The following is a 17,058-nucleotide window of genomic DNA, read 5'->3' as shown; positions in this document are numbered from 1 at the left end:
GATGACATCCTGACGAGGTGAACGGACCGGAGATCCACCTCGAAGTCGCCCCCGAGCTGCGGCTCTTCGTCGCACACGAACGCCGCCGGGGACGCACGGCCGTGATCACCGACGGCTCCTCCACCCTCGGCCATGTCGTGGAGTCGCTGGGCATCCCGCTCACCGAGGCCGGACAGATCCTGGTCGACGGCCGGCCCGTACCGGTCTCGCACATCCCGGGGGCCGGCGAACTGGTCGAGGTGCGCGCCGTGGAACGCCCCCAGCACGTCCCGGGGGCGCCCCTGCGGTTCCTGCTCGACGTCCACCTCGGCACGCTGGCGCGGCGGCTGCGGCTGCTGGGGGTCGACGCGGCGTACGAGAGCGAGGACATCGGCGATCCCGCACTGGCCGCCCGGTCGGCGGACGAGCGGCGCGTACTGCTCTCGCGGGACCGCGGGCTGCTGCACCGGCGGGAGATCTGGGCCGGGGCGTACGTCTACAGCGACCGGCCGGAGGACCAACTCCGCGACGTACTGGAGCGGTTCAATCCGCACCTCGCACCCTGGACCAGGTGCACCGCTTGCAACGGCCCGCTGAAGGTGGCCGACAAGGACATGGTCAGCGACCACCTGGAGCACGGCACCCGGCGCTCGTACGACGTCTTCGCGCAGTGCACGGAGTGCGACCGCGTCTACTGGCGGGGCGCCCACCACTCCCATCTGGAAGCGATCGTCACGAAGGCCCTCCACGAGTTCGCGCCCACGCCCGCGGACGGCGCGTAGCCCCGGGGGCCGCCGTCGGACCCGTCACCCGCCGCCCTCCCGCAACGCCTCGACCTGCGACGCGCTCAGTTCGACCGTCCGCCGCATGTGGGCGATGAGCAGGGCCACTTCGTCGTCGTCGTACGCCTCGAACATCGCCGCCCACGCCCCGTTCAGCCGCTCCCACACCGCGCCGATCTCCGCCATCCGCTCCGGCACGGTCGCGACGAGCACCCGTCGCCGGTCGACGGTGTCACGCCGGCGCGTCACATACCCGCCCCGCTCCAGCCGGTCGACCAGCCGGGTCGCCGATCCCGTGGTGAGCCCGGTCAGCTCCGCGACGCGGCCCGTGGTGACCGGCGCCGCCTCCAGACCGAGCAGGTTGAGGCACTGGAGATCGGTCGGGTGCAGCCGCAGGTGGTCCGCGACGGCCTGGTTGAAAAGCGCGTAGGCGGCCATGTAGCGGCGCGACTCGACGGTCAGCTCGGCCATCAGCGCACTGCGGCGGGGCTGGGACTTCTGCGACATGCGGAGAGTGTACGAAGCAGACAACTCATCCCCCCTTCCCGGAGCCGCCCCACCCCTGCCCGAACACCCGCCCGGTACGGTCCGGCCCGGGTCGGGCTACGGCGCCTCGGCGGTCAGATAGCGCTGGATGGTGGGCGCGAGCCAGGCGATCACTTCCTCGCGCGACATCTCGGCGGCGGGCCCGAACCGCAGCACGTAGCGCGTGAGCGCCATCCCCAGTATCTGCGAGGCGACGAGCACCGCGCGGCGCGGCGCTTCCGCCGGAACGGGGCAGACACCGGCCGTGACCGCGCCGATCTGCTCGGCGAAGACCGCCCTCATCCGCTCCGCGCCCGCTTCGTTGGTGACCCCGACCCTGAGCATGCCCGTGAGCACGTCGTCGCCCTCCCAGCGGTCCAGGAAATGCGCGACGAGGACCGCACCGACGTGCTTGCCCGGCATCGCCCCCAGCTCGGGTATCCGCAGATCGATCACGGAGGCGGCGGCGAACAGACCCTCCTTGTTGCCGAAGTAGCGCATGACCATCGACGGGTCGATGTTCGCGTCGCGGGCGATGGCCCGGATGGTGGCGCGTTCGTACCCGTCGGCGGCGAACCGCTCGCGCGCGGCGTCGAGGATCGCGGCCTTGGTGGCATCCGAGCGGCGGGGCGCGGCGGCGGGCGGCTTTGTCATGCCAACAAATGTAGGCCAACAATCGTTGACATGCCAGCCGCGTCGGGACTACCGTTGCCAACAAGCGTTGACCAACGCTCGTTGGCACGTAGGTGACAGCTGATGAACGGGCCAAGGAGGCAGCCATGACCACCACCCCGAGCACCGCACCCGAGACCGTCGACGTACTCATCGTGGGCGCGGGCCCCACCGGCCTGCTGCTCGCGGGAGATCTCGCCGCCCAGGGCGTCTCCGTCACGCTCGCGGAGCGCCGCCCGCACAGGACGAGCAACATGACGCGCGCCTTCGCCGTGCACGCCCGCACACTCGAACTGCTCGACAGCCGCGGCCTGGCCGACGAGCTGATCAAGACGGGCACTCCCCTCAGCTCCCTGCGCTTCTTCGGCAAGCTCTCGCTCGACCTCTCCCGGCTGCACACCCGCTTCCCCTTCGTGCTGATCACCCCGCAGTACCAGGTGGAGCGCCTGCTGGAGCGCCGGGCCCGCACCGCCGGCGTGCACTTCCGCTACGACACGGAGCTGACCGCGCTCCACCAGGACGCCGGATCGGATTCCGTCACCGCCGAGCTGCGCGAGCCGGACGGCGGCCGGACCGCTCTCGCCGCCCGCTACCTCGTCGGCACCGACGGAATGCGCAGCTCCGTGCGCCAGGCGCTCGGGCTCCCCTTCCCCGGCAAGTCCGTGATCCGGTCGATGGTCCTCGCCGACGTCCGGCTCACCGAGGAGCCCCCCGGCCTCCTGACGGTCAACGGCACGGGGGACGCCTTCGCCTTCATCGCCCCCTTCGGCGACGGCTGGTACCGCGTGATGGGGTGGGACCGCGCGCACCAGGCCGCCGACAGCGACCCGGTCGACCTCGAAGAGCTGCGCGAGATCAGCCGCCTCGCCCTCGGCACCGACTACGGCATGCACGACGCCCGCTGGATCTCCCGCTTCCACAGCGACGAACGTCAGGTGCCGTCGTACCGCACCGGCCGGGTCTTCCTCGCCGGGGACGCCGCCCACGTCCACTCGCCCGCGGGCGGCCAGGGCATGAACACCGGCCTCCAGGACGCCGCCAACCTGTCCTGGAAGCTCGCCGCCGTACTGCGGGGGCACTCGGCCGACCCGGAAGCGCTCCTCGACAGCTATCACGCCGAACGGCACCCGGTCGGCACGAGAGTGCTCCGCTCCAGCGGCGCGCTCGTCCGCCTCGCCATGGCCCGCACCCCGCTCCAGCGGACGGTCAGGACCATCGCCGCCAAGGTGTTGTCCGCGATCCGGCCCGCCTCCGACAAGGCCATCGGCATGGTCTCCGGCATCTCGATCGCCTACCCGGCCCCGCGCGGTGCGCATCCGCTGACCGCGAAGCGCGCCCCCGACCTGAGCCTGCGGGAGGGCCGCCTGCACCAGCTGCTGCGCGACGGCACCTTCGTCCTCGTCACACCCGGCGGCGCCGCCACTCCGGCATCACCGACCCCACTGGTGCACGCCCACTGGCGGGGCGACCGCACCACCACCCTGCTCGTCCGCCCCGACGGCTACATCGCCTGGGCGAGCGACCACGCCGACCCGGCGGCCCTGCGGGCCGCACTCACCCGATGAGCGCGGGGCCCGCATCACCGGCCAGGGATTCAGAACCCGCATCACGGGCCGGGGATTCAGAACCCGCATCACCGGCCGGGGCTCAGAACACGTACTCGTCCCGGGTGGCCGGAGCCAGCACCTCGTGGTCGTCGTTCCTGGGGTTCCGGTCGGTCGCTCCGCCGTTCCACAGCGTGTCGACCCGCACGACGACCTCGTCCGGCCGCCCCGCAAGCCTCAGTTCGAGGGCAAGCCGCCGCTCCTCCGCCCCGTCGGCGCGCAGCTCGTCCGTCCGGCACAGCACGGTCCACCGGTCGGCCTGCAGACAGTTCTGCGGAAGTTTCTGCCGCCAGGCGAGCGCCACCGATGTCCGCACCCGCACGGTCACGCCTGCCAGGTTCGACGGACCGTGGTTCTCGGTCCGCACCCGGACCCTGAGCCCCGCACCCCGCAGCAGGACATACCCGTGGTGCGACACATCGGCCTCGGGCGCAATGGCCACGAAACGCTCAGGGATCCCGGACGCCTCGGGGACCACGGAAGGCGCGACGGCCATGGTGGGCGCAGCGGCCGCGACCCCCGCCCCCAGCACCGCAGTCTCAGCCAGCACCACAGCCGCAGCAAGCACCGCCGTCGAAGTCAGCACCACCGAGACGGCTCGCGCGGCTCTACGTGTCACTACCATGCCCCGAAGATACAGATCGTCCAGAATTATCCGTATTTACCGACCGGTTCGGCGCGCCATTCCCCTCCCATGACACGCTGCCCCCATGTCGATCGCCCGCTCCGTCGCCCTGTTCGTCGTCGCCGCGCTCTTCGAGATCGGGGGCGCCTGGCTGGTCTGGCAGGGCGTACGCGAGCACCGGGGCTGGATCTGGATCGGGGCGGGCGTCCTCGCGCTGGGCGCCTACGGCTTCGTGGCCACGCTCCAGCCGGACGGCGAGTTCGGCCGCATCCTCGCCGCGTACGGCGGTGTCTTCGTCGCCGGCTCGATCGCCTGGGGCATGGTCGCCGACGGCTACCGCCCCGACCGCTGGGACGTGATCGGCGCGCTCATCTGCCTGGCCGGCATGGCCGTGATCATGTACGCCCCCCGCAACCACTGACCCCGCGCCTGCCTATCCTGGCCCCGTACCGATCAGCTGTCCGAGGAGTCCGCCATGGCCGCCACCCCGATCGCCGTCATCACCGGAGCGAGCAGCGGCATCGGCGCCGCGACCGCCCGGCAGCTGGCCGCCGCCGGCTACCGCGTCGTACTGACCGCCCGCCGCAAGGACCGCATCGAGGCGCTCGCCGCCGAGATCAACGACGCGGGCCACCATGCGACGGCCTACGCGCTGGACGTCACCGACCGCGATGCGGTGAACGAGTTCGCCACGGCGTTCCGTACCCTCGCCGTCCTCGTCAACAACGCGGGCGGCGCGCTCGGGGCCGACCCCGTCGCCACCGGCGACCCCGCCGACTGGCGCCAGATGTACGAGACGAATGTCATCGGCACGCTCAACGTCACCCAGGCCCTGCTCCCCGCCCTCACCGGGAGCGGCGACGGCACGGTCGTGATCCTCTCGTCCACCGCGGGCCTCTCCACCTACGAGGGCGGCGGCGGTTACGTGGCCGCCAAGCACGGCGAGCACGTCCTGGCCGAGACCCTCCGCCTGGAGATCGTCGGCACCCCGGTCCGCGTCATCGAGGTCGCCCCCGGCATGGTCAAGACCGAGGAGTTCGCCACCACCCGCTTCCGCGGCGACACCGAGAAGGCTGCCAAGGTGTACGCGGGCGTCGACGCACCCCTCACCGCCGACGACGTGGCCGACACCATCACCTGGGCGGTCACCCGGCCCAGCCACGTCAACATCGACCTCCTGGTGGTCCGCCCCCGCGCCCAGGCCTCCAACTCCAAGGTCCACCGCACCGCCTGAACAGGAACCCGAGCAGGAACCCGAGCAGGAACCGAGCAGGAACCCGAACCGGAACCTGAGCAGGAACCGAACACGAACCCGAACAGGAAGGAGCCCGGGACACACCACCCGCGCCCCGGGCTCCTTCGTCCAACCGTGCGCAAAGACCTCCGGCCGGGCCCTCGATCGAGGCCCAGCCGTACGCGAAGCCCCCGGTCAGGGCTCAGCCCTTCACGCACACGATCTGCTTGAGCTTGGCGACGACCTCCACCAGGTCGCGCTGCTGCTCGATGACTTGCTCGATCGGCTTGTACGCGGCCGGAATCTCGTCCACGACGCCGGAGTCCTTACGGCACTCCACACCCCGCGTCTGGTCCTCCAGGTCGCGCGTCGAGAAGCGCCGCTTCGCGGCGTTCCGGCTCATCTTCCGACCGGCGCCGTGCGAGGCCGAGTTGAACGACTTCTCGTTCCCGAGGCCCTTCACGATGTACGAACCGGTGCCCATCGACCCCGGGATGATCCCGAAGTCCCCGGAACCCGCACGGATCGCACCCTTCCGCGTGACCAGCAGGTCCATGCCCTCGTACCGCTCCTCCGCCACATAGTTGTGGTGGCAGGAGATGACCGGCTCGAAGGTCACCTTGGCCTTCTTGAACTCCTTGCGGACCACGTTCTGGAAGAGCGCCATCATGATGGCGCGGTTGTACTTCGCGTACTCCTGCGCCCAGAACAGGTCGTTCCGGTACGCCGCCATCTGCGGGGTGTCGGCGATGAACACCGCCAGGTCCCGGTCGATCAGATCCTGGTTGTGCGGCAGCTTCTGCGCCTGCCCGATGTGGAAGTCGGCCAGTTCCTTGCCGATGTTCCGCGATCCGGAGTGCAGCATCAGCCAGACCGAACCCGACTCGTCGAGGCAGAACTCGATGAAGTGGTTGCCCGATCCGAGCGTGCCCATCTGCTTCGTGGCACGTTCCTGACGGAACTTGACCGCATCGGCCACCCCGTCGAACCGCCCCCAGAAGTCGTCCCAGCCCGGCGCCCGGAAGCCGTACAGCTGATCCGGCTCCACGGCCTCGTCATGCATGCCGCGGCCCACCGGAATGGCCTGCTCGATCTTCGACCGCAGCCGGGACAGGTCGCCCGGCAGGTCATTGGCCGTCAGGGAGGTCTTCACCGCGGACATTCCGCAGCCGATGTCCACGCCGACCGCCGCCGGACAGACCGCACCGTGCATCGCGATCACCGAACCGACCGTCGCCCCCTTGCCGAAGTGGACATCCGGCATGACGGCGAGACCCTTGATCCAGGGCAGCGTGGCCACATTGCGCAGCTGCTGCATCGCGACGTCCTCGACCGACGCCGGGTCGGCCCACATACGGATGGGGACCTTCGCGCCCGGCACCTCTACATACGACATAGTTCCTCGATTCCCCCGAAAAGCCTGAAAGCGCAAAACCGGTGCCAAGGTCGGCATATAAGTCGGTCGACCGGCATTCACAGCGGCGCGTGCGATACACATTGTGTCCACCGGTCGCCATCGAGCGGCAACCGTTTTTCGCACGAAGGGAGCCCAGGACCGTGCGACGAATGGCCTACGTAACCGGCACCGCGCTACTGGCAGCGTTCGTCGTCGGCTGCAGCGCCGACACCGGAACCGGTGGTTCCGCAGCCGACAACAAGCCCGGCGAGGCAACTGTCGCCGCCGCGGCCCCCGGCAAGTACCGCACCCTTCCCGAGCCTTGCCGCGCCGTCGAGTCGTCCACGCTGAAGGACCTGCTCCCGGGCGCCGCCGAACTCGCCGAGGAGCAGCAGAAGAAGGTGTACGAGGGCACCGCCGCCGTCACCTACGACACCGACCGCCGGGTCGGCTGCCGCTGGAAGTCCGAAGGGCCGCCCTCCTCGCACACGCTGTTCATCGACTTCGAACGCGTCGTGTCCTACGACCCCTCGGTGAGCGACGACGACCGCGCCCGCGAGGTGTACACGAAGAAGGAGACCGCCGCCGATCTGTCCTCGCCCTCCGCGGCCCCCGGCAGCACGAAGAACTCGGAGAACCCGGAGGACACGAAGAAGCAGAAGCCCCCCGCCGCTTCCGACGAAGCTTCCGATGACGCGTCCGACCCCGCCTCCCACGCCCTGACCTCCCCCGCCTCCGACAACGGGAACTCCGACAGCGAGAACACCGACGACGGGAACACAGACGGCGGGAACACCGACGACGGGAGCACAGACGACGGCACCGGCACCCCGGACGAAAGCATTCAGCCGCGCGTCCTCGACGACCTCGGCGACAGCGCATTTCTGGACGATCTGCTCACCCGGGCAGGTTCCACCGCACAGCACCGCACGGTGAGCGTGGTATTCCGCACATCGAACGTCATCGTGACCGTCGAGTACACCGAGCAGCCCGCCGACTCCACCGTGGTCCCCGACAGCAAGGAACTGCAGGAGAAGGCCCAGGCACTGGCCCGGAAGCTGGTCGAGGAGTTCAGCGAATAACCCCGTCCCGGGCCGCCCCGACCCACACCACCCACGACCGCCGGTTCCCCGGCCGAGGCGGCATCCGGTCGCAGTCCGTCGTACCGTGGCCCTCCGGAAAACCCTCCGGAACAGCTTCCGGGACACCCGCCGGAGCACCCGCCGACCGCCCGCCCGACCCCCTGGCAGCCCGACCGCCGCGCCACCCGAGTGAAGGAACCATGCACCGTTCAGCCCCGCGACTCTCCCGCATACTCGCCTGCGCCGCCGTTCCGGTGATGCTCGTCGTCGCCGGCTGCTCGTCGGACTCCGGCGACAAGAAGGAATCGGGCTCGTCCGCGTCGTCCGCATCGCCGAGCGCGAGCAAGAAGGCGGAACCGACCGTCGAGCCCGCGAAGTTCTCCGCACTGCCCGACCCGTGCAAGTCGATCAGCAAGAAGACGGTCACCTCCCTGGTTCCCTCGGCGAAGTCCAAGAACGGCAGGGCCTCCAGCTCCAGTGACACCGCGTACCGCGCCGGCTGCTCCTGGAACGGCCTCGACGACAACGGCGTGAAGGGTTCCCAGTACCGCTGGCTCGACGTCGGCTTCACCCGCTTCGACTCGGACCAGGCCCTGGGCAGCGGCGCCAAGCGCGCACAGCAGGACTTCGAGAAGCAGGTCGCCAAGGCCAAGGCGACCGAGGGCGCCAAGAAGGTCGCCGAAGCGCCCGTCAGCGGCATCGGCGAGCAGGCCACCGGGATCACCTACGACCTCACCAAGACGAAAGAGGACTTCAAGTACGCGACGGTCGTGACCCGTACGGGGAACGTCGTCATCACCCTCACCTACAACGGTGCGGGTTACGCGGGCGCGAAGACCCCCTCCGCCGACGACATCCGCAAGGGCGCCGAGAAGGCGGCCAAGGAAGCGGTGGCCGCTGTCGCCGCCACCGGCACGGCGTCGGACGACCAGTCCGGCTCGACCACGCCGAGCGAGAAGGCCACGGACAAGGCGGGTGCCCCCAAGGCTTCCGACAACGACTCCTCCGACAGCAAGTCGACGGACAGGAAGACCTCCACCCACAAGTCGTCCGTCAGGAAGACGAGCTAGGGCCGGTCCGGCAACGCCCCCGATCCGCCGGACAGGCCGTGGCAACGCCCCTGTCCGGAAGCAGTTCCACGAAGCCCGGTACTCCCCCGAGTACCGGGCTTCGCCCCTCCCCGCGCAACACCCCGCGTCCTCATGTGCCAGGCTGTGCCCGCCAGAAGTCGCAGCACGACGCCAGAACATGACGTCGGATACGGGAAACGGGGAGGGGAACGCGGGTGGCCGCGATGCAGCTGACACGCACCCACCGGATACTCATCGGTCTCGTGGTCGCCGGTGCGGTGCTCATCGCCGCGATCGGGTTCGCGGGTTCGTACGCGGCAGTGCGCGAGCTCGCCCTCCAAAAGGGCTTCGGCGACTTCTCGCTGGTCTTCCCGATCGGCATCGACGCGGGCATCTGTGTCCTGCTCGCCCTGGACCTGCTGCTGACCTGGCTGCGCATCCCGTTCCCGCTGCTGCGCCAGACCGCCTGGCTGCTGACCGCAGCGACGATCGCCTTCAACGGCGCCGCGGCCTGGCCCGACCCGCTCGGCGTCGGCATGCACGCGGTCATCCCGGTGCTGTTCGTGGTCTCCGTCGAGGCCGCCCGGCACGCTGTGGGCCGGATCGCCGACATCACGGCCGACAAGCACATGGAGGGCGTCCGCCTCACCCGCTGGCTGCTCTCCCCCGTACCGACGTTCCGGCTCTGGCGCCGGATGAAGCTCTGGGAGCTCCGGTCGTACGAGCAGGTCATCAAGCTCGAACAGGACCGGCTGATCTACCAGGCCCGCCTCCAGGCCCGCTTCGGCCGCAACTGGCGCCGCAAGGCCCCCGTCGAGTCCCTGATGCCGCTGCGCCTGGCGAAGTACGGAGTCCCGCTGGCCGAGACCGCCCCGGCCGGCCTGGCCGCCTCGGGCATCGAACCGGCCCTGCTGCCCCCCGCCCCCGCCCAGGCCCAGGCCCTGGCCCAGGTCGAATCGGGCGTGCCCCAGCCCGAGTTGCCGTACGCCCAGCAACACGAGCACCACCAACAGCACGAGCACCACCAACAGCAGCACGAACACCACGAGCCGCAGCACCAGCAGTATCAGCAGAACCACCAGTACCAGCGGCACAACCACCCGTCCGACCCCGCCGCTGCCGAGGAATGGCCCCAGGAAGGCCCCGGCTCCCACGAGAGCCCCTGGTTCGCGGCGCCCCAGGTACCGGACGACGCGTACGAGAGCGCCTACAACCCGACGTACGTCGAGGGCCTGGAGCCGACCCCGGTGATGGTCCCCTCGGGCCCCGGCGGCCGCACCCGCCCCCTGGGCAACGTGGGCACGATCGGCGCCGTCCCCGGCCCCCGTACCGCGGAGCACCAGCCGCAGGAACAGCTCCAGCAGAACCACCAGGCCCCGGACCAGGCACAGGCACAGGCACAAGATCAGCCGCAGCTCCACAAACAACCGCAGGAGCCCGAGCCGACCCCGGACCCCGACCCGGCCGAGTGGGCGCAGGAGGACGCGGAGTTCGCCGCGATCGCGTACGAGGTGTTCGCCGCGTTCGTGAACCAGCACAACGACTACCCGAGCGTCGACGCCCTGGACATACACGTCACGGACGGCCACAACGTCAGGCACCCGCGCAGCGCGGCGCTGATCCGCCGCATGATGCCGGAGTTCAAGAACCGCTACCACGCCGAGCTAGAAGCGGACCACATCGCATGAGCCGGAGGGCCGCCATCCGAATCACCGGGTGACGGCCCTCCGTACGGAACATCCCGAACCGCTACGCGCCCAGCAGCCTGCGCACCCGGTCGGCTCCCACGGCCAGCAGCAGCGTGGGCAGCCGCGGCCCCGTGTCCCGGCCGACCAGCAGCCGGTACAGCAGCGCGAAGAACGACCGCTGCGCGACCTTCAGCTCGGGCGTCGGCTTGGCGTCCGGCTCCAGGCCCGCCAGGATCTTCGGCACGCCGTAGACGAGCGTGGTGAGCCCGTCCAGCGACCAGTGCGAGTCCAGCCCCTCCAGGAGCAGCCGCAGCGACTCCCGGCCCTGCTCGTCCAGCGAGCCGAGGAGCTCCTTGTCCGGCTCGTCGCGCACGATGGTGCGGGCCTCGGCCGGAACCTGGTTGGTGATCCAGCTCTCGGCCCGGTCGAGACGGGGCCGGGCCTCGTCCAGCGAGGTCAGCGGGTTCTCCGGGTCCAGCTCGCTCAGGATGCGCAGCGTCTGCTCGTCGTGCCCGGCCGTGATGTCGACGACCGAGGCGAGCGTGCGGTACGGCAGCGGGCGCGGCGTGCGCGGCAGCTCACCCGCGGCCGTGCCGATGGCCCGCGCGTACGCGGCGGCGTCGGCCGGCAGCACCGAGCCGTCGGCGACCTTGCGGGCCAGCGAGTCCCACTCGTCGTAGAGCCGCTGGATCTCCTGGTCGAAGGCGATCTTGAAGGACTGGTTGGGCTTGCGGCGCGCGTACAGCCAGCGCAGCAGCGGCGCCTCCATGATCTTCAGCGCGTCGGCAGGGGTCGGCACGCCGCCCTTGCTGGAGGACATCTTCGCCATGCCGGAGATGCCGACGAAGGCGTACATCGGGCCGATCGGCTGCACACCGTCGAAGATCTCGCGGACGATCTGGCCGCCGACGACGAACGACGAGCCCGGCGAGGAATGGTCAACGCCGCTCGGCTCGAAGATCACGCCCTCGTACGCCCAGCGCATCGGCCAGTCGACCTTCCAGACCAGCTTGCCGCGGTTGAACTCGCTCAGCCGCACGGTCTCGGCGAAGCCGCAGGCCGTGCAGGTGTAGTTCAGCTCGGTGCTGTCGTCGTCGTACGACGTGACGGTCGTGAGGTCCTTCTCGCAGTTGCCGCAGTAGGGCTTGTACGGGAAGTAGCCCGCCGAACCGCCGCTGCCGTCGTCCTCGCTCGCCGCGCCGGAGCCCGCCTCGGCCTCCAGCTCGGCCTCGTCGACCTTCTTCTGCTGCTGCGGCTTCTTGCCGCCCTTGGCACCCGCGGCGGCCGGGTCCTTCTTCGTCCGGTACCGGTCGAGGACGGCGTCGATGTCGGCGCGGTGCTTCATCGCGTGCAGGATCTGCTCGCGGTAGGCGCCCGCCGTGTACTGCTCGGTCTGGCTGATGCCGTCGTACTCGACGCCCAGCTCGTCCAGCGCGGCCGTCATGGCGGCCTTGAAGTGCTCGGCCCAGTTCGGATACGCGGACCCGGCCGGGGCGGGCACCGAGGTCAGCGGCTTGCCGATGTGCTCGGCCCAGGACTCGTCGATGCCCGGGACACCGTTCGGGACCTTGCGGTACCGGTCGTAGTCGTCCCACGAGATCAGGTGCCGGACGGTGTACCCGCGGCGGCGGATCTCGTCGGCGACCAGGTGCGGGGTCATGACCTCGCGGAGGTTGCCCAGGTGGATCGGGCCCGACGGGGAGAGGCCGGACGCGACGACGACCGGTTTGCCAGGCGCACGACGCTCCGATTCGGCGATGACATCGTCCGCGAAGCGGGAGACCCAGTCGGCCTCGGTGCTGCTCTGACTCTGAGCCACGGTCTGCACGTCCTTCTCTCTTGTAGGACTCGTAGGAACACCCTTGTGGGACTCATAGGGGCTCCGCCCATTCTCCCAGGTCCACCGGCGGCGCGAAAACGGCTTACGGCCCGCGCGAAGAAAACGGCTTTACCGCCCGTGGAATACTGGGTGTGATCCCTTGTACTCCTACGGAAACGGCAGCCCGTCCCATGCCTGAGCACGGCTCGGTCAATTCCCTCGCTTCCACGCTCCAGCAGCAGCTGGCGGACGCCCTGACGGCAGCTCTGCCGGATGCGGGCACCGCGGACCCGCTGCTGCGACGAAGCGACCGGGCCGACTTCCAGGCCAACGGCATCCTGGCCCTCGCCAAGAAGCTCAAGGGCAACCCGCGCGAGCTCGCCTCCCAGGTCACGGCCGCGATCCCGGCGGGCGGCCTGATCAAGGAGATCGAGGTCTCCGGCCCCGGCTTCCTCAACGTCACGCTCGCCGACAGGGCGATCGTCGAGACCCTCGCCGCCCGCGCCGCGGACGACGAGGGCCGGCTCGGTGTGCCGTACAACAGCGACGCGGGCACCACGGTCATCGACTACGCGCAGCCGAACGTGGCCAAGGAGATGCACGTCGGCCACCTCCGCTCCGCCGTGATCGGTGACGCGATGGTGCAGATCCTGGAGTTCACCGGCGAGTCCGTGATCCGCAGGCACCACATCGGCGACTGGGGCACCCAGTTCGGCATGCTCATCCAGTACCTGGTCGAGCACCCGGGCGAGCTGACCCACGAGGGCGCCGGCGGCGAGGCGGAAGGCGAGGCCGCCATGTCCTCGCTGAACCGGCTCTACAAGGCCTCGCGCGCGCTCTTCGACTCCGACGAGGAGTTCAAGGCCCGCTCCCGGGACCGCGTCGTGGCCCTCCAGGCCGGTGACGAGGAGACCCTCTCCCTGTGGCAGCGCTTCGTCGACGAGTCGAAGATCTACTTCTACTCCGTCTTCAACAAGCTCGACATGGAGATCCGCGACCCCGACATCGTCGGCGAGTCCGGCTACAACGACATGCTTGAGGAGACCTGCCGCATCCTGGAGGAGTCGGGCGTCGCCGTCCGCTCCGAGGGCGCGCTCTGCGTCTTCTTCGACGACGTGAAGGGCCCGGACGGCAACCCGGCGCCGCTGATCGTCAAGAAGTCGAACGGCGGCTACGGCTACGCGGCGACGGACCTCTCCGCGATCCGCGACCGGGTCCAGAACCTCAAGGCGAACACCCTGCTGTACGTCGTGGACGCCCGGCAGGCCCTGCACTTCAAGATGGTCTTCGAGACGGCCCGCCGGGCCGGCTGGCTGAACGAGGACGTCAAGGCCGTGCACCTCCCCTTCGGCACGGTGCTCGGCAAGGACGGCAAGCCGTTCAAGACCCGTGAGGGCGAGACGGTCCGGCTTCAGGACCTGCTCGACGAGGCGATCGACCGGGCCTCCACCGTCGTGCGCGAGAAGGCGAAGGACCTCAGCGAGGACGAGATCACCGAGCGCGCCACGCAGGTCGGCATCGGCGCCGTGAAGTACGCGGACCTGTCGACGTCGGCCGCCCGCGACTACAAGTTCGACCTGGACCAGATGGTGTCGCTGACCGGCGACACGAGCGTGTACATCCAGTACGCGCACGCCCGGTCCCGGTCCATCAAGCGCAAGGCGGGCGAGCTGAAGTCCCAGCCCCACCCGGAGCTGGAGCTGGCCCCGGCCGAGCGCGCGCTGGCCCTGCACCTGGACCAGTTCGCAGAGGTCGTGGCCGAGGTCGCCGCCGGGTACGAGCCGCACAAGCTGGCCTCGTACCTCTACCAGCTGTCGTCGCTCTTCACGACGTTCTACGACCAGTGCCCGGTACTGAAGCCCGAGGTTCCGGGAGATGTGGCCGAGAACCGCCTCTTCCTCTCGGACCTCACCGCCCGCACCCTGCACCAGGGCATGGCCCTGCTCGGCATCAGGACGCCCGAGCGCCTCTGATCCGGAGTGCCGTCCGGGCCCCGGCCCGGACCCCCGCCCGTACGCATCGGCCCGGTGCGGCGACCGCAGTCACGCGGTCACCGCACCGGGCCGTGCGCGTTCCCCGGTGCGGGCGCTACTGGGCGGTCTTCCACTGGGCGTCTTCGTGCCAGTAGGTGTACAGCGGCCGGGTCTTGATGCCGCTGGTACGGAACGGCTTCCCGCCGTCGTCGATGCGCAGCGTCCCCTCCCGGCCGCCGCTGCTCCACTCCAGCTCCAGGTACCAGCTGACGTCGTGCCCTTCGACGTGTGCGTCGAGGTCGAACACCTCCACATCGGTGGAGGACACCCGGAACGGGAAGTCCTTCGGCGGCACCCGTGTGTCCCCCTGCTGCCCCGCCACCGGGGTGAGGGTCGGCCGGTTGTCGTCGAGGTCCACGTCGAACGACTGCGGCGTGATGCCGCTCCCGCACCCCTCCCCCATCGAGTACGCCGACCACGGCAGCGGCGCCTTCCGGGACAGCGTCCGCACATGCAGTCCCCTCAGCACGACGGCCTCCTCGGACTTCCCCTGCACGGTGATTTCGAGCAGCATGCGACCGCCGTCCACCCCGCCCAGCGCCCGCGCCCAGCTGCGGTAGTCCTGCGGCGGGGGCGGCGGAGGTACATCGTCCGGTCCCTGGTTCAGCACGTAGTGCTGGCCGCAGGGCGAATCCCAGTTGTACGAGCTGATGGTGGCGGTCAGCGGCACACCCCCGCTCTGCTGCCCACCCGCCCCGGCTCCCGAGCCGTGGCCGCCGGACGAGGCCGAGGCGCCACCGGGCGCCGGGGACGAGGCGGTCGCCGTGCCGGACCGTACGGGCCTACCCGACTTCTTCACCCCGTCGGGCGACGCGGTGACGCTCGCGGCGCCGCCGTTCAGGTCGGGCCGGGGCGTGTCCGCGTCCCGGCCGTCCACGGCGGAGGCACTGCTCAGATCGTCGTCCGAGCCCGACATCCTGCCGATGACGATCGAGGTGGGCACGGTCAGCGCGACGACGGCGACGACCGCGAGCAGCACGCGCGCCCGCGAGGAGGACAGGAACCGCCATGGTCGCCTCGCCCCACCGGACGCTGCCACGGGTGCGGGCGCACCGCCGCCACCCTCGCCCACTTCGACATCCCGGCCTCCGGACGAATCCCCGGCCGAAGCCCCGGCCCCGGATTCACGAACCGCATCCGGATCCGCATCGGGAGCCGCATCCCGAACCGCGCCCGGAACCGCGCCATCGGCAACCGTCCCCGGAACCGGCTCCGCAGCAGCGGCCGGGCGCCGCCGCGCCGCGTCCGCCAGGATCCACCGCCGGTGCAGCTCCACCAGCTCGTCCGGTACCGCCCCGCACAGCCGCGCCAGCCGTTCCACCGGGGCGAACTCATTGGGCACGGCCTCACCGTTGCAGTACCGGTGCAGCGTCGACGTGCTGACGTGCAATCTCCCGGCGAGAACCCCGTAGCTGCGCCCCGAGCGGTCCTTCAGTTCCTTCAGCAGGGCCGCGAACTCAACGGCCTCCGGCGTCGCCACTGCGGCGTTCCCCCTCCTGGTCCGTCCCGGAACACCGTTCCAGGGACGTGGAATCTGCCCAGGTCACAGTACGCGCAGGCATTCCAGCATCCCCAATGGGCTGTTCGGCGTTGCGGCCGGAATCTGCCGCCCCGCAATCTGTGACCACACCGCAGCGACCACCGGGACAACGCAGTGCGAATCCACTTCCGCATCGAGCTCGTCGATGCCGTGGCCATCGGAGTGGTGATCGTGTCCACCGCGATCGTCATGGTCCTGATCTGCCACAACTGACCGAACGACATCACCAGCCCACACACGGGGAGTACCACCATGCGCAGCAACCACATCCGCACCACCGCCCTCGCCGCGACCGCCCTCCTGGCCGCCCTCTCGCTCACCGCCTGTGGCGGCAACGACAACGGGAACGACGGCAAGGCAGGCGCGGCGGCTCCGGCGGCGAGCGCCACCGCCACCACCCCCGACACGGGCAAGGACACCAAGGACGCCAAGGACGCCAAGGGGACCAACAGCGGCACGGCCAATGCCCCCGCCGAGAACGTCTCCGCCGCGTCCAAGGGCTCCACCGGCGGCAGCAAGAGCGGGAAGAGCGGCGCCGGCGCCACCGGGAGCGGCAGCAAGTCCCCCGTCACCTGCACCGGCTCGAACACCAAGGTCACCGTCAGCAAGGTGAGCCGCCCCATCAACCACCTGCTGCTCACGGCGACCAACACCGGCTCCGTACCCTGCTACGCGTACCACGCGCCGGCGCTCCGCTTCGACGACGCCCAGGCCGCCTTCCCGGTCCTCCGCGAAAGCATCCCGCAGGCCGTGGTCACCCTTGCGCCGGGCCAGTCCGCCTACGCCTCGATCGGGCTGTCCGGCGAGCCGGACGGACAGGAACTGCACGAGGGCACCCACCTCGGGGTGTACTTCACCGGCAAGAGCAACCAGGGCTCCACGGGCGCCCCCGCCGAGCTGACGCTCCCCGCCGGCACCTACTGGGGCGACAACGGCTTCGTCACCTACTGGCAGAGCGAAATGGACGACGCCCTCATGTACTGATCCGTCGGCAACTCACGTTCCCCCA

Annotated in this window: 15 protein-coding genes; 9 read left to right on the top strand and 6 right to left on the bottom strand. The window is 70.2% G+C overall.

What is annotated here, in order from left to right; translation table 11 throughout:
• Window positions 1–17: 17 nt before the first annotated feature.
• On the top strand, window positions 18–761 hold the full coding sequence (locus tag ABZY11_RS05515; protein WP_356477857.1) for a Mut7-C RNAse domain-containing protein: 744 nt from the start codon (window positions 18–20) through the stop codon (window positions 759–761).
• A gap of 24 nt (window positions 762–785) precedes the next feature.
• On the opposite strand, the gene ABZY11_RS05510 is transcribed toward ABZY11_RS05515, so the two are convergent.
• Both ABZY11_RS05510 and ABZY11_RS05505 read right to left on the bottom strand, forming a co-directional pair.
• A complete protein-coding gene (locus ABZY11_RS05510; RefSeq protein WP_356477856.1) occupies window positions 786–1,268 on the bottom strand; it encodes a helix-turn-helix domain-containing protein in 483 nt (160 codons plus the stop codon).
• A gap of 96 nt (window positions 1,269–1,364) precedes the next feature.
• Window positions 1,365–1,940, bottom strand: coding sequence for a TetR family transcriptional regulator (locus tag ABZY11_RS05505; protein WP_356477855.1), 576 nt, complete (start codon window positions 1,938–1,940; stop codon window positions 1,365–1,367).
• Between the two features lie 125 nt (window positions 1,941–2,065).
• Between ABZY11_RS05505 and ABZY11_RS05500 the strand changes: the two genes are divergently transcribed.
• Complete coding sequence (locus ABZY11_RS05500; protein ID WP_356477854.1) at window positions 2,066–3,523, top strand: FAD-dependent monooxygenase; 1,458 nt, start codon at window positions 2,066–2,068, stop codon at window positions 3,521–3,523.
• 82 nt (window positions 3,524–3,605) lie between these two features.
• Here ABZY11_RS05500 and ABZY11_RS05495 read toward each other — a convergent pair whose 3' ends face one another.
• Entirely contained in the window at window positions 3,606–4,115 is a 510-nt protein-coding gene (locus ABZY11_RS05495; RefSeq protein WP_356477853.1) for a hypothetical protein, read from the bottom strand.
• 157 nt (window positions 4,116–4,272) lie between these two features.
• Here ABZY11_RS05495 and ABZY11_RS05490 point away from each other — a divergent pair, with 157 nt between their 5' ends.
• Both ABZY11_RS05490 and ABZY11_RS05485 read left to right on the top strand, forming a co-directional pair.
• Window positions 4,273–4,608 carry a YnfA family protein gene (locus ABZY11_RS05490; protein WP_356477852.1) on the top strand — a complete coding sequence of 112 codons (336 nt, stop codon included), beginning with the start codon at window positions 4,273–4,275 and terminating at the stop codon, window positions 4,606–4,608.
• A gap of 54 nt (window positions 4,609–4,662) precedes the next feature.
• Window positions 4,663–5,421: an SDR family oxidoreductase gene (locus ABZY11_RS05485; protein ID WP_356477851.1), complete on the top strand. Its 759-nt coding sequence runs from the start codon at window positions 4,663–4,665 to the stop codon at window positions 5,419–5,421.
• Between the two features lie 202 nt (window positions 5,422–5,623).
• On the opposite strand, the gene ABZY11_RS05480 is transcribed toward ABZY11_RS05485, so the two are convergent.
• Window positions 5,624–6,817, bottom strand: a complete 1,194-nt coding sequence (locus ABZY11_RS05480) for an RtcB family protein (RefSeq protein ID WP_356477850.1) — start codon at window positions 6,815–6,817, stop codon at window positions 5,624–5,626.
• Between the two features lie 170 nt (window positions 6,818–6,987).
• On the opposite strand from ABZY11_RS05480, the gene ABZY11_RS05475 reads away from it, so the two are divergent.
• The 3 genes from ABZY11_RS05475 (at window position 6,988) to ABZY11_RS05465 (ending at window position 10,657) form a co-directional block, all read left to right on the top strand.
• Window positions 6,988–7,899: a DUF3558 domain-containing protein gene (locus ABZY11_RS05475; RefSeq protein ID WP_356477849.1), complete on the top strand. Its 912-nt coding sequence runs from the start codon at window positions 6,988–6,990 to the stop codon at window positions 7,897–7,899.
• Window positions 7,900–8,099: 200 nt separating this feature from the next.
• On the top strand, window positions 8,100–8,969 hold the full coding sequence (locus ABZY11_RS05470; RefSeq protein WP_356477848.1) for a DUF3558 family protein: 870 nt from the start codon (window positions 8,100–8,102) through the stop codon (window positions 8,967–8,969).
• Between the two features lie 224 nt (window positions 8,970–9,193).
• Entirely contained in the window at window positions 9,194–10,657 is a 1,464-nt protein-coding gene (locus ABZY11_RS05465) for a DUF2637 domain-containing protein (protein ID WP_356477847.1), read from the top strand.
• Between the two features lie 61 nt (window positions 10,658–10,718).
• Here the strand turns inward: ABZY11_RS05465 and lysS are convergent, their stop codons facing one another.
• Window positions 10,719–12,485: a lysine--tRNA ligase gene (gene lysS, locus ABZY11_RS05460; RefSeq protein WP_356477846.1), complete on the bottom strand. Its 1,767-nt coding sequence runs from the start codon at window positions 12,483–12,485 to the stop codon at window positions 10,719–10,721.
• A 182-nt stretch (window positions 12,486–12,667) separates the two neighbouring features.
• On the opposite strand from lysS, the gene argS reads away from it, so the two are divergent.
• The gene (gene argS, locus ABZY11_RS05455; protein WP_356477845.1) at window positions 12,668–14,449 is read left to right on the top strand and encodes an arginine--tRNA ligase; all 1,782 of its coding nucleotides are present in this window, start codon (window positions 12,668–12,670) and stop codon (window positions 14,447–14,449) included.
• A gap of 115 nt (window positions 14,450–14,564) precedes the next feature.
• Here the strand turns inward: argS and ABZY11_RS05450 are convergent, their stop codons facing one another.
• The gene (locus tag ABZY11_RS05450) at window positions 14,565–15,989 is read right to left on the bottom strand and encodes a helix-turn-helix transcriptional regulator (RefSeq protein ID WP_356477844.1); all 1,425 of its coding nucleotides are present in this window, start codon (window positions 15,987–15,989) and stop codon (window positions 14,565–14,567) included.
• Between the two features lie 312 nt (window positions 15,990–16,301).
• Between ABZY11_RS05450 and ABZY11_RS05445 the strand changes: the two genes are divergently transcribed.
• Window positions 16,302–17,033, top strand: a complete 732-nt coding sequence (locus ABZY11_RS05445) for a DUF4232 domain-containing protein (protein WP_356477843.1) — start codon at window positions 16,302–16,304, stop codon at window positions 17,031–17,033.
• Window positions 17,034–17,058 lie beyond the last annotated feature (25 nt).

Source organism: Streptomyces sp. NPDC006510 (assembly GCF_040611955.1).
In the GTDB taxonomy this organism is placed as follows: domain Bacteria; phylum Actinomycetota; class Actinomycetes; order Streptomycetales; family Streptomycetaceae; genus Streptomyces.
The sequence above is the reverse complement of the archived record's forward strand: the minus strand, read 5'-3'. Positions and strand labels throughout refer to the sequence as shown.

Excerpts from the sequence above, each read along its gene's own strand:
- ABZY11_RS05500 (WP_356477854.1), top strand. The coding sequence starts at position 2,066 with ATGACCACCACCCCGAGCACCGCACCCGAGACCGTCGACGTACTCATC.
- ABZY11_RS05465 (WP_356477847.1), top strand. The coding sequence starts at position 9,194 with ATGCAGCTGACACGCACCCACCGGATACTCATCGGTCTCGTGGTCGCC.
- ABZY11_RS05470 (WP_356477848.1), top strand. The coding sequence starts at position 8,100 with ATGCACCGTTCAGCCCCGCGACTCTCCCGCATACTCGCCTGCGCCGCC.
- argS (WP_356477845.1), top strand. The coding sequence starts at position 12,668 with ATGCCTGAGCACGGCTCGGTCAATTCCCTCGCTTCCACGCTCCAGCAG.
- ABZY11_RS05485 (WP_356477851.1), top strand. The coding sequence starts at position 4,663 with ATGGCCGCCACCCCGATCGCCGTCATCACCGGAGCGAGCAGCGGCATC.
- ABZY11_RS05445 (WP_356477843.1), top strand. The coding sequence starts at position 16,302 with ATGCGCAGCAACCACATCCGCACCACCGCCCTCGCCGCGACCGCCCTC.
- ABZY11_RS05475 (WP_356477849.1), top strand. The coding sequence starts at position 6,988 with ATGGCCTACGTAACCGGCACCGCGCTACTGGCAGCGTTCGTCGTCGGC.
- ABZY11_RS05480 (WP_356477850.1), bottom strand. The coding sequence starts at position 6,817 with ATGTCGTATGTAGAGGTGCCGGGCGCGAAGGTCCCCATCCGTATGTGG.
- ABZY11_RS05505 (WP_356477855.1), bottom strand. The coding sequence starts at position 1,940 with ATGACAAAGCCGCCCGCCGCCGCGCCCCGCCGCTCGGATGCCACCAAG.
- ABZY11_RS05510 (WP_356477856.1), bottom strand. The coding sequence starts at position 1,268 with ATGTCGCAGAAGTCCCAGCCCCGCCGCAGTGCGCTGATGGCCGAGCTG.
- ABZY11_RS05490 (WP_356477852.1), top strand. The coding sequence starts at position 4,273 with ATGTCGATCGCCCGCTCCGTCGCCCTGTTCGTCGTCGCCGCGCTCTTC.